10 protein-coding genes are annotated in these 12,136 nt (G+C 65.5%); all 10 read right to left on the bottom strand.

Annotated features, from left to right (window positions below):
• Window positions 1-16 precede the first annotated feature (16 nt).
• Window positions 17-1,984 carry a primosomal protein N' gene (locus QM797_RS13655; protein WP_283276303.1) on the bottom strand — a complete coding sequence of 656 codons (1,968 nt, stop codon included), beginning with the start codon at window positions 1,982-1,984 and terminating at the stop codon, window positions 17-19.
• 149 nt (window positions 1,985-2,133) lie between these two features.
• Entirely contained in the window at window positions 2,134-3,348 is a 1,215-nt protein-coding gene (gene metK / locus QM797_RS13650; RefSeq protein WP_283276172.1) for a methionine adenosyltransferase, read from the bottom strand.
• Window positions 3,349-3,532: 184 nt separating this feature from the next.
• A complete protein-coding gene (coaBC, locus tag QM797_RS13645; protein ID WP_502942342.1) occupies window positions 3,533-4,813 on the bottom strand; it encodes a bifunctional phosphopantothenoylcysteine decarboxylase/phosphopantothenate--cysteine ligase CoaBC in 1,281 nt (426 codons plus the stop codon).
• Window positions 4,810-5,115, bottom strand: coding sequence for a DNA-directed RNA polymerase subunit omega (gene rpoZ / locus QM797_RS13640; RefSeq protein WP_008716576.1), 306 nt, complete (start codon window positions 5,113-5,115; stop codon window positions 4,810-4,812). The genes coaBC and rpoZ overlap by 4 nt, the downstream gene beginning before the upstream one ends.
• 72 nt (window positions 5,116-5,187) lie before the next feature.
• Window positions 5,188-5,799: a guanylate kinase gene (gene gmk, locus QM797_RS13635; RefSeq protein WP_283276170.1), complete on the bottom strand. Its 612-nt coding sequence runs from the start codon at window positions 5,797-5,799 to the stop codon at window positions 5,188-5,190.
• Window positions 5,800-5,804: 5 nt separating this feature from the next.
• Window positions 5,805-6,125, bottom strand: coding sequence for an integration host factor, actinobacterial type (mihF, locus tag QM797_RS13630; protein ID WP_027496987.1), 321 nt, complete (start codon window positions 6,123-6,125; stop codon window positions 5,805-5,807).
• A gap of 209 nt (window positions 6,126-6,334) precedes the next feature.
• Window positions 6,335-7,162, bottom strand: a complete 828-nt coding sequence (pyrF, locus tag QM797_RS13625; RefSeq protein WP_283276169.1) for an orotidine-5'-phosphate decarboxylase — start codon at window positions 7,160-7,162, stop codon at window positions 6,335-6,337.
• On the bottom strand, window positions 7,159-10,500 hold the full coding sequence (gene carB / locus QM797_RS13620; protein ID WP_283276168.1) for a carbamoyl-phosphate synthase large subunit: 3,342 nt from the start codon (window positions 10,498-10,500) through the stop codon (window positions 7,159-7,161). Before carB ends, pyrF begins: the two co-directional genes overlap by 4 nt.
• Entirely contained in the window at window positions 10,500-11,630 is a 1,131-nt protein-coding gene (carA, locus tag QM797_RS13615; protein ID WP_283276167.1) for a glutamine-hydrolyzing carbamoyl-phosphate synthase small subunit, read from the bottom strand. The genes carB and carA overlap by 1 nt, the downstream gene beginning before the upstream one ends.
• Window positions 11,627-12,133 (bottom strand): PH-like domain-containing protein, encoded by a 507-nt coding sequence (locus QM797_RS13610; RefSeq protein ID WP_283276165.1) that lies wholly within the window; start codon window positions 12,131-12,133, stop codon window positions 11,627-11,629. Before QM797_RS13610 ends, carA begins: the two co-directional genes overlap by 4 nt.
• Window positions 12,134-12,136 lie beyond the last annotated feature (3 nt).

The raw sequence follows: 12,136 nt of genomic DNA, 5'->3' as shown, positions 1-12,136 counted from the left end.
AACCCCGATGGCGGCGTCAGCCGATCCGAATCGGATCTATCTGAACCCGCACTCCCGCACCGAGTTTCTTGGCACTGCGAGATGCCTGCGCAGCGGACAACGCCCGAGCCAGCGCCGCCCCGGTACTGCGGGGTACGCGTATCAGCAGCCGCTGGACGTCACCGGAAAGCCCGTCCTCTCCGCTACCAGCCGGAGGGCGTTGACCGTCCGGCAGATCGACCGGTCCGAGCACTTCCACTGCCTCGGGCAGGTCTGCACTCTCGACCAGCGCCGTGATCGCGTCGGTGGTGCCGTCTATCGCCGCAACGTGCACGGCCGGCGGAAAGCGCACCTCGACACGCTCGTCCAGTTGACTCCTCGCGTGCCACAACGGATCCCAGCGAACCAGAGCCTGGACGGTAGGTATCTCGGATTCAGCGACGACGACCACACGACCACCGTCCGAACCCGGCCGCACCATCGCTGCGGCCGTCATCCACCGACGCAACGTCTCCTCTGCGGCGCGTAGATCTGCGCGGCCGAGCAGTGCCCAGCCGTCGAGCAGCAGGGCCGCGCCGTAGCCACCCTCGACCGTCGGTTCGGCACCCACCGTGGACACCACGAGGGCGGCCCCGGGCCGGACCGAGTCGAGCACTGTCGCGCCGCCCGAATTGTGCACCGGAACACCAGGAAAAGCACGCCCCAGTTCCTCGGCAGTTCGACCCGCTCCGATCACGACCGCACGTAGGTTGCGCGATCCGCAGACCGTGCACCGATGCGCAGCATCGGCGATTCCGCACCACGAACACGTCGGGCTGCTCGCACCGTCTCTGCCCGCGGCCGAGGGCAGCGCCAGCGGGCCGTTGCATCGACGACACCGCGCCGGATTCCGGCACTTCGCGCATGCGAGTGACGGCACATAACCGGCACGCGGAACCTGCACCAGCACAGGTGCGTCGGCCTTCAACGCCGCTCGAGCAGCCTCGAAGGCAATCGCCGGTAGTCGTGCCACGCGCGCCGCCGGATCCCGCGCCAGAGCATGGTCCGAATCCGCCAGCGCGACCACGTGAGGTTGACGCTCTCGGACCAGCTCACGCGGAGCCACCAGGTCGTGGGCCCAGCCCGAGTCGACGAGCGCTTCGGCCTCCGCCGTACGCGAGTGTCCACCGATCACCACCGCCGCCCCGGACACGTGAGCACGGAGCAATGCCACCTCGCGCGCGTGCGGATACGGGGACCGAGGCTCGGCGAAACTGTCGTCACCGTCGTCCCAGATCGCGATCATGCCGAGTGTCGACACCGGAGCGAAGACGGCACTGCGCGTGCCCACCACGACGACCGGTCCCGATCGCAGACACCGTAGCCACTGCCGATACCGCTTGGCCGGGCCCAGCCCGGCCGACAACGCCACCACATGCTCGGCCCCGAGCAATGCCGTGCACGCCGCCTCCAGGCGATCGAGGTCGCGCTGATCGGGTACTACGACCACGGCAGACCGACCGCCTGCCACCGTCACCGCGGCCGACTCAGCCAGACGAATCGACCATTGTTCGCCGGGCAGCGCCTGCCACACGGCGCGCGGAAGGCGACCGGACGCCAAGGCGTCGAGGAAATTCGGGCCGTGGGTATAGGCGGACCACGCCACGCGATCGACCGCAGGCTCGCTCGGAGGATCGACCACGGGTGTGGCTTCCGCCTCGACTCTCGCGTGGCGGGCCGGTACGGCCAGACGCAGCACGTCCGCTCGTGTTCCGGCGTAGCGATCCGCAACCACCTCGGCGAGCTCGGCGATCTCGGGAGTCAGAACCCGCTCCGCGGACACCACCCGTTCGAGCCATCCGAGTTTGCCGTCATGGTCGGTCTCGGCCAGCCTGGCCAGCACGAAACCGTCGACCAAACGGCCCGCGAATCGCACTCGTACGCGGACGCCGGGTTGCGCATCCGCACCGAGCCCCTCGGGAACGAGGTAGTCGAATTCGCGGTCCAGATGCGGAAGCGGCAACATCGGGAGTATGCGAGCGATGGGAAGACTCGACGCTGCCACCCGTGCCGAGACGTCCACCGCACCTCCCTCTCGACTGCTTCCTACCTCGATCGACGTGGATAACCGAGCCGGTGCGAGGGGAGGTGCGTACAGGACCGTCTTCGACGTGTCTACAGACCGGCCGCATCCCGGAGCTTGTCGGCCCGATCGGTGGATTCCCACGGAAGATCGATGTCGGTACGGCCGAAGTGACCGTATGCGGCCGTCTGCGCGTAGATCGGGCGGAGCAGATCGAGATCGCGGATGATGGCACCGGGGCGGAGATCGAACACCTCGCTGATCGCCGCCTGAATACGCGCGGGATCGGTCTTTTCGGTGCCGAACGTCTCGACGAACAACCCGACCGGCGCAGCCTTGCCGATGGCGTACGCCACCTGGACCTCGATACGATCGGCGAGCCCGGCGGCGACCGCGGTTTTAGCGACCCACCGCATCGCGTAGGCGGCACTGCGATCGACCTTGGATGGGTCCTTTCCGGAGAAGGCTCCGCCGCCGTGCCGCGCCATGCCGCCGTAGGTGTCGACGATGATCTTGCGTCCGGTCAATCCGGCATCACCCATCGGGCCACCGAGCACGAACTTTCCGGTGGGATTGACCAACAGACGCACATCGGAGGTATCCAGCGTCGGCACGTCCAATTCGGCGAGCACAGACCCGAGCACCTTCTCCCTGATATCGGGAGTGAGCAGGTTGTCGAGATCGATGTCGGCCGCATGCTGAGTCGAGATCACCACGGTGTCGAGGCGAACGGCGTTGTCACCGTCGTATTCGATCGTCACCTGCGTCTTGCCGTCCGGACGCAGGTACGGCAGCACCCCACTCTTGCGGACCTCGGTCAATCGCCGAGAAAGCCGGTGCGCCAACGCGATCGGCAACGGCATCAGCTCGGGAGTATCGGTGTTCGCGTACCCGAACATCAAACCCTGATCTCCCGCGCCCTGCCGATCGATCTCGTCGTCGGACAGCCCCTCGACCCGGGCCTCGTGCGAATGATCGACGCCCTGAGCAATTTCGGGAGACTGCGCGCCGATAGCGACGTTCACACCGCATGAATTTCCGTCGAACCCCTTGGCCGACGAGTCGTACCCGATCTCGAGCACCTTCTCGCGCACGATCTTGGGGATGTCGGCATATGCGGTGGTGTTGACCTCACCCGCGACGTGCACCTGGCCGGTGGTGACCAAAGTCTCGACGGCCACACGTGAACGCGGATCCTCCGTCAACAGAGCATCGAGTATCGAATCGCTGATGGCGTCACAGATCTTGTCGGGATGACCCTCTGTGACGGACTCGCTGGTGAAAAGCCGACTGCCGGACGTGCTCACGAACTTCCTCTCGACGCATGTTCCTGCCCGACCCGACGGCTCGCGCCGGTTGGGCACTACACGAAAATTGACGTTCCCTCGGTGTTATCGCCCCTGCGGGAACATGGCAAACCTGATCTCTACGATCGATACGACCGGTGCCCCGCACAGTAGCCGGGACAACATCGCTCGTGCACCCTTGGCATCATCGCGGATTCGAAGTCGGTCGAGGGCTCCTCGTATCGAGCATCTGCACCACCGAATCCAGCACGCGGCTCGCGAGCAGAGCTTTCGAGCCCTCTCCCAATGCAGCCTCGGAACCGTCGGCCCCGAGTAACCAACCGTCGTTGTGGTCCACCTCGAAAGCCTTGCCGTCACCGACCGCGTTCACCACAAGCAGATCGCAGCCCTTGCGTTCGAGCTTCGCCCGCGCGTATGTCAGCACATCGCCGTTCGCGTCGCCTGTCTCGGCGGCGAACCCGACGATCACGGTCGATGGCTCGATATCGCCGTCCCGTCGAGCCGCGACGAGGCCGGCGAGTATGTCATCGTTGCGGATCAACGGGATCGACGACGGCTCGTTGGCGCCCTTCTTGATCTTGCTTCCCGCGATGGACTCGGGGCGGAAATCCGCAACCGCGGCGGCCATGACCACTGCATCGACGCCGACGGCATGCTTGCGAACGGCATCCTGCATGTCCGAGGCGGTCTTGACGTTCACGACGTCGACTGCAGCCGGGGCGTCGAGGTCGCTGGTGTACCCGGCAACCAAGGTCACCTGGGCACCGCGCTGCGCGGCGACCCTGGCCAGCGCGTATCCCTGCTTGCCCGAACTGCGATTACCCAGAAAGCGAACCGGGTCGAGAGGCTCTCGGGTGCCTCCGGCGGACACCAGAACATGACGACCCTCGAGATCTCGTGGGAGCGCATCGTTTCTTTCGCTCACCAGCATCGACAATGCGAAGATCTCGTCCGGTTCCGGGAGCCGCCCCGAACCGGTGTCACGTCCGGTCAATCGCCCGGACGCCGGCTCGATCACGTGTGTGCCACGCGATCGAAGGGTGGCGACGTTGGCGACCGTGGCCGGGTGCTCCCACATCTCGGTGTGCATCGCCGGTGCGAGAACAACCGGGCACCGTGCAGTGAGAAGAGTTGCGGTGAGCAGGTCGTCCGCGCGCCCTCCCGCTATTCGGGCCATCAGGTCCGCGGTGGCCGGTGCCACTACGACGAGGTCCGCCTCTTGCCCCAGGCGCACGTGAGGAACTTCCGGAACGTCCGTGAAGACGCCGGTGTGCACCGGTTGGCCGGACAGCGCCTCGAACGTTGCCCGTCCGACGAACTCCAGGGCCGAGGCGGTCGGAATCACCCGTACCTGATGCCCGCTCTCGGTGAAACTGCGGATGAGCGAACAACTCTTGTAGGCGGCGATACCTCCGCCGACTCCGACGACAACGCGCAAGTCAGATTTCCTCTGTAGGGTTCTTATTCGCCTTCGGTGTGCTCGAGGAGGTCCGCGTGGATCTCGCGGAGAGCGATCGACAGCGGCTTCTCCTGCAGACCCGGCTCGACGAGCGGTCCCACGTACTCGAGGATGCCGTCACCGAGCTGGTTGTAGTAGTCGTTGATCTGACGCGCACGCTTCGCTGCGTAGATCACGAGGGCGTACTTGGACGAGGTGCGGGCAAGCAACTCGTCGATGGGTGGATTGGTGATGCCGAGCGGCGTGTCGTAGGCCGGCAGAGCGCTGCGTCCGTCGAAGTCGGAAACGGCCGCTGAAGTGCTGCTCACTGATGATCTCCTGAAATTGCATCGTTGGTGCTACGAACTAGCTGGTCGGGGCCTCGTGCGCCGTGGGAATGGTCAGCTGTTGCCGACCGACGACCTACCGACCAACAAGGATACCAACTGTTCGCACGAATGGTCGACATCGGTATTGACAACCACCGTGTCGAACTCGTCCTGCGCGGCCAATTCCACCCGCGCGGTCTCCAGTCGACGCTCCGTCGCCGCGCTTTCCTCGGTCGCGCGACCGACCAACCGGGCGACAAGATCCTCCCAGGTCGGCGGAGCCATGAACACCAGCAGAGCCTCCGGTTTGGATACGCGTACCGCCCGGGCACCCGCCAGATCGAGCTCGAGCAGAACCGGGCTGCCCGCCTCGAGAGCGGCATCGACGGGCGCGGACGGAGTGCCGGACCGCTGCAGGCCACCGTGGATGCTTGCCCACTCGAGCAGCTCGCCGTCGGCGATCATCCGGTCGAACTCGTCGGCAGGCACGAAGTGGTAGTCCTGTCCGTCGGTCTCACCGGGTCGCGGTGATCGAGTCGTGACCGACACGCTGAAGACCAGCTCGGGCAGCGCCGCGCGCACCAGCCGAACGACACTGGACTTGCCGACGCCGGAGGGTCCCGACAGCACCACCAACCGGCCGCGCTTGTTCTCCGGGACCGATGTCGCCGCAGTGTCACTCACAGTCGTCAGGCCTCGAAATCGAACTTCGTCAACAGCGCCTTGCGCTGCCGATCGCCGAGACCGCGCAGTCGACGGGTGGGCGCGATCTCCAATTCCGTCATCAACTCCGCGGCCTTGACCTTGCCCACCTTCGGCAGGGCCTCGAGCAGCGCGGAGACCTTCATCTTTCCGAGAATCTCGTCCGTCTCGGCGTCTTTGAGCACCTGCTTGAGATCGGTGCCGCCGCGCTTGAGGCGCTCCTTGAGCTCGGCGCGCGCTTTCCTGGCGATCGCTGCCTTCTCGAGGGCAGCGGCACGCTGCTCCGGGGTCAACTGGGGAAGGGCCACTGTCGGTTCCTCCGTCTTCTCGTTCTGGGCGATACGACGCACACGATCGTTGTCGGCACGTCGACCATCGGTGTTCCACTGCCGCAAACCGCGGTCATCGGCGCTCCGCACTGGCGATCCGCACTGTTCGTCGGCAGCGCTAGCGACCGTACCGACGACTCGCGTTCACCGCTAACTCGCCCCCTGGTGCCGGAGCGCAGCAGCGTCGACTATGCGAGACCGGCTTCGATCTCATCGCGCAACCGCGTCGCCGCGTCCCGCAATGCCGTCACCGACGGGCCGGCCGCCAGAACACCACGAGACGAGTTCGGGAGCACGAGCTCACGGCAATCGCGGAAGATGTCCGCGAGATCGGCAACCGTCGCCCCCTGCGCTCCCAGACCTGGCGCGAGGATCGGTCCGACGTAATCCGAGAGATCGAGTCCGTGATCACGCGTGGCACCGACGACCAGTCCCACGGTGTCGCGATCGACACGGTTACGTACGACCGCCGCGTCGACGATCGACTGAGCGACCGATCTGCCATCCGAGGCCGTGGCCTGCTGCAGAGTCGCCCCCTCGGCATTGGATGTTCTGGCCAGCACGAACACGCCGCGATGGTGGCGCACCGCACGCTCTACGGTCTCGTTCAGAGAATCGAAGCCCAGGTACGGCGACACCGTGACCGCATCGGAAGACAACGGCGACTCGGGCTCTATCCAGGCCTGCGCATACGCATCCATCGTGGTGCCGATGTCGCCGCGCTTCGCATCTGCGATCACCAGGGTGCCCGCATCCCGAAGCACACTGACAGTACGTTCGAGCACCGCGTACCCGGCAGATCCGTACGCCTCGAAGAAGGCCACCTGAGGCTTGACGATCGCCACCTCACCGACGAACGCCTCGACGCACAGCTCGGCGAACACCTCGAGACCGTCCGCCGAGCGTGGCAACTCCCATGCCTCGAGCAGCGCCGGATGCGGATCGATACCGACACACAGTCGACCGCGCGCACTCACCGCCGCGCGCAGCCGATCCGACCAACTCCGATGGCTCATTCCACTCCCAGCCCCTGCTTCAGCCCCGCATGCAGGTCCTGGAGCGAGCGGACGCCGATTCCGCCGGCGATACCGGCTTCGATGCCCTGCACTGCAGCCGACGCACCCTGCACCGTGGTGATGCACGGAATGTTCTGCGCCACTGCGGCGCTACGGATCTCGTACCCGTCGACGCGGGGACCGGAGTTTCCGTACGGGGTGTTGATCACCATCGCGATGTCACCTGCAAGTATCCGGTCGACGATGGTCCGCTCCCCCACCGGCACGTCCTCGCCGGACTGCTTGTACACCTGTTCGCATTTGATTCCATTGCGCCGCAACACATCTGCGGTACCTTCGGTCGCCAGGATCGTGAAGCCCAGATCCGCCAGTCGCTTCACCGGGAAGATCAGTGACCGCTTGTCCTTGTTCGCCACCGACACGAACACCGCTCCGCTCGCGGGCAACGAGCCGTATGCAGCGGTCTGACTCTTGGCGAAAGCGGTACCGAAATCGAAGTCGATTCCCATCACCTCACCGGTGGACTTCATTTCCGGGCTGAGCAGAGTGTCCACTCCGGTTCCGTCCGCACGACGGAACCGGTTGAACGGCAACACCGCTTCCTTGACTGCAATCGGGGCGCCGGCCGGGACGGTGCCGCCGTCCCCTGTCTCGGGCAGGATGCCTGCGGTCCGCAGCTCGGCAATACTCTCCCCGAGCATCACTCGGGCGCAGGCCTTCGCGAGCTGTACGGCAGTCGCCTTGGAGACGAACGGAACCGTGCGGCTCGCACGCGGGTTGGCTTCGAGGACGTACAGGATGTCGTCCTTGAGTGCGTACTGAACGTTGAGCAGGCCGCGCACGCCGATGCCCTTCGCGAGAGCCTCGGTGGATCGCCGCACGTTCTCGATGTCGGTCTTGCCGAGTGTGATCGGCGGCAACGCGCACGCCGAGTCGCCGGAGTGGATACCGGCCTCCTCGATGTGTTCCATGATTCCGCCGATGTACACCTCGGTGCCGTCGCACAGTGCGTCGACGTCGATCTCGACAGCATCTTCGAGGAAACGGTCGACCAGCACCGGGCGGTCGTCCGAGATCTCCGTCGCATTGGAGATGTACGTCGCGAGTGACGGCTCGTCGTACACGATTTCCATCCCGCGTCCGCCGAGTACGTACGACGGGCGGACGAGTACCGGGTAGCCGATGCCCGACGCGATCTCACGGGCTCCGTCGAACGTCGTCGCGGTGCCGTACTTGGCAGCGGGCAGGCCGGCAGCGTCGAGCACCTTGCCGAACTCGCCACGGTCCTCGGCGAGATCGATGGCCTCGGGCGATGTTCCGACGATGGGAACGCCCGCGGCCTTCAGCCGCTTCGCCAGGCCGAGCGGAGTCTGGCCACCCAGCTGGACGATGACCCCGCGCACCGTTCCCGAGGCGGCCTCGGCCCGGTAGACCTCGAGCACGTCCTCGAAGGTCAGTGGCTCGAAGTACAGGCGGTCGGCGGTGTCGTAGTCGGTGGAGACGGTCTCGGGGTTGCAGTTGACCATGACCGTCTCGTAGCCGGCCTCGGACAGTGTCAGTGCCGCGTGCACACAGCTGTAGTCGAATTCGATTCCCTGACCGATGCGGTTGGGACCCGATCCGAGGATCAGGACCTTGGGTCGGTCCGGCTGCGGCGCAACCTCGGACTCGGCTTCGGGATCGAGCTCGTAGGTGCCGTAGTGGTATGGGGTCTTGGCCTCGAACTCCGCCGCGCAGGTGTCGACCGTCTTGTAGACGGGATGTACACCGAGCTCGTCGCGCAGCGCACGCACGCCGTCCTCGCCGTCGAGTTCGGGGCGCAGAGCAGCGATCTGGCGGTCGGACAGGCCGTGGTACTTCGCCTGACGCAGCAGCGCCTCGTCGAATTCGGCCGCCTCGCGGACCTGGACGCCGAGTTCGTGGATCTGCTGGAACTGGTCGAGGAACCACGGGTCGATCTTGGTCGCCTCGAAGAGCTGCTCGAGAGTGGCGCCCATTGCGAATGCCTTCTCGATCCCGTACATCCGACCGTCCTGAGGAACGGACAGGTCCGCGAGCAGCGCTTCGAGGCTCTCCGCCTCCACCTCCGGGCCGGTCCAGTAGCCGGCCCGCTTCGTTTCGAGCGAGCGCAGCACCTTGCCGAATGCCTCGGTGAAGTTGCGGCCGATGGACATGGCCTCACCCACCGACTTCATCGTCGTGGTCAGAGTGCCGTCGGCACCGGGAAACTTCTCGAATGCGAACCGCGGTGCCTTGACGACCACGTAGTCGAGCGTCGGCTCGAAGCACGCCGGGGTTTCGCGTGTGATGTCGTTGACGATTTCGTCGAGCGTGTAACCGATGGCCAGTTTGGCGGCCATCTTGGCGATCGGGTAGCCGGTTGCCTTCGACGCCAACGCCGACGAGCGCGAAACACGCGGGTTCATCTCGATGACCACCAGTCGACCGTCGGTCGGATCCATCGCGAACTGGATGTTGCAGCCGCCGGTGTCGACGCCCACCTCGCGCAGGATGTCGATCGAGAGATCGCGCATCTTCTGATATTCGCGGTCGGTCAGGGTCATCGCCGGGGCGACGGTCACCGAGTCGCCGGTGTGCACGCCGACGGGATCGACGTTCTCGATGGAGCACACGATGACCACGTTGTCGCGGCCGTCGCGCATGAGCTCGAGCTCGTATTCCTTCCACCCGAGGATCGACTCCTCGATGAGGACGTTCGCCGTGGGCGACGCAGCGAGTCCGCCGCCGGCGATGCGGGTGAGATCCTGGTCGTTGTATGCAAGTCCCGATCCGAGACCACCCATCGTGAACGACGGTCGGACGACGACGGGGAAGCCCAATTCGGCGACGGTCGCACGGACCTCGTCCATCGTGTAACAGACGGCCGATTTCGCGGATTCACCGCCGACCTCGGCCACGATGTCCTTGAACTTCTGCCGATCCTCACCACGTTGGATCGCGTCGAAATCGGCCCCGATCAGCTCCACGCCGTATTTGGTCAGGATGCCTTGATCATGCAGTGCGACAGCAGCGTTGAGCGCCGTCTGGCCGCCGAGGGTGGCGAGCACGGCCTGGATCGGGTGGCCCTGCTCGGCCTCGCGGGCAAAGATCTTCTCGATGAACTCCGCCGTGATGGGCTCGACGTAGGTGGCGTCGGCGAACTCGGGATCGGTCATGATCGTCGCCGGGTTGGAGTTGACGAGGCTGACGCGGAGCCCTTCCTCGCGCAGCACTCGGCAGGCCTGGGTACCGGAGTAGTCGAACTCGCAGGCCTGACCGATGACGATCGGGCCGGATCCGATGACCAGGACGTGGTTCAGGTCTGTGCGGCGTGGCATTACTTCTTCTCCTGAAGGACGCTGGTGAAACGATCGAAGAGGTAGGCCGCGTCGTGTGGACCGGCCGCGGCCTCGGGGTGGTACTGCACGGAGAAGGCGCTCCCGTCGATCAGCTCGACGCCTTCGACGGTGCCGTCGTTGGCGCACGTGTGGCTGATCCGGGCGCGGCCGAAGTCGGTGTCGAACTCCTCGCCTGCTTCGCCTTCGAGTGCAAATCCGTGGTTCTGTGCAGTGATCGCGATGCGGCCGGTGGTGTGCTCGATCACCGGGATGTTCATGCCGCGGTGGCCGAACTTCATCTTGTAGGTGCCGCGGCCGAGCGCCCGCCCGAATATCTGGTTGCCGAAGCAGATACCGAACAGCGGCAGCTTCCGCTCGAGCACTTCTCTGGTCAACGCGACGCTGGTGTCGGCCGTGGCCGGGTCGCCCGGTCCGTTGGACAGGAAGACACCGTCGGGGTTCAGCTCCAGAACTTGCTCGATGGTGGTGTTCGACGGCACCACGTGCACGCGGATACCGCGCTCGGCGAACATCCGCGGAGTGTTGGTCTTGATACCGAGATCGACTGCGACGACGGTGAATCGAGCGTCGCCGGACGGCTCGATGGTGTAGCGGGCTCCGGTGGTCACTTCACCGGCGAGATCGGCACCGAGCATCGACGGCTGGCCGACCACCTGCCCGAGCATCTCGTCCGAGGTGCCGAGCGCGTCGCCCGAGAACACTCCCGCTCGCATCGAACCTCGGGTGCGCAGGTGCCGCACCAGGGCGCGCGTGTCGATTCCGGCGATGCCCACGACGTTCTGCGCCTCGAGCTGATCCTGCAGAGTCCCGGTCGAGCGCCAACTCGAGGTGCGGCGGGCCGGATCTCGGACGACGTAGCCGGCGACCCAGATCTTGTTGGGATCCTGAGCGCTGGCGGCTTCACCGTCCTCTTGGTTCCAGCCGGTGTTGCCGATCTGCGGCGCAGTTGCGACGACGATCTGTCGGTGGTAGCTCGGGTCGGTGAGTGTCTCCTGGTACCCGGTCATTCCGGTGCAGAACACGGCCTCGCCGAGGGTGCGCCCCTGTGCGCCGAATGTGGTGCCGCGGAATGTTCGGCCGTCCTCCAGAACAAGAACTGCGCTGCTCACGCGGTTTCCTCCTTGGTTTCTCCGGTGGCACTCGCTGTCCACACCGGGTAGATCTGCTTGTCGTCGGCCCGGAAGCCGGTGTCTATCTCGGTCCCAGTCGGCAGCTCCCAGCGAATCACCAGGAGCCCGTCCTTGGTCATCACCTTGCCTGCCAACCCGCGTTCGGTGCGGATCGCGCGAATCGATTCCGCCGGAATCCAGATGGGCGATTCGCCGTTTCGATCGAGAAGAATTCCCTTCTCGTATCGGGAGAGTTCACCGGTAGCGCGGTGGCCGATGTCGCCGACGGCGATCCGGTCCTGCCAGCTCGGCGCGATGGTGCTGCCGACGTACAGGCCGGTGGTCGGCTCGATGTGCGTGGCACCCAGATCGTCGGGCACGGCCGGGAATTCACCGATTCGGTCTTCTTGACGCTTCTGCCGTCCTCGCCAACCCCAGAAGATCAGCGCGATCATCAGCGCCCAGAACAGGATGAATCCGATGACGATGAGAACTCTGTCCACGGC

This window comes from Rhodococcus sp. IEGM 1381 (genome assembly GCF_030056795.1).
Lineage (GTDB): Bacteria > Actinomycetota > Actinomycetes > Mycobacteriales > Mycobacteriaceae > Rhodococcoides.
Note: the sequence above shows the minus strand (reverse complement) of the source record. Positions and strands in the feature narration are given on the sequence as shown.

Coding starts and splice junctions, on each gene's coding strand:
- pyrF (WP_283276169.1), bottom strand. CDS start 7,162: ATGAGCCATCGGAGTTGGTCGGATCGGCTGCGCGCGGCGGTGAGTGCG.
- carB (WP_283276168.1), bottom strand. CDS start 10,500: ATGCCACGCCGCACAGACCTGAACCACGTCCTGGTCATCGGATCCGGC.
- QM797_RS13655 (WP_283276303.1), bottom strand. CDS start 1,984: ATGTTGCCGCTTCCGCATCTGGACCGCGAATTCGACTACCTCGTTCCC.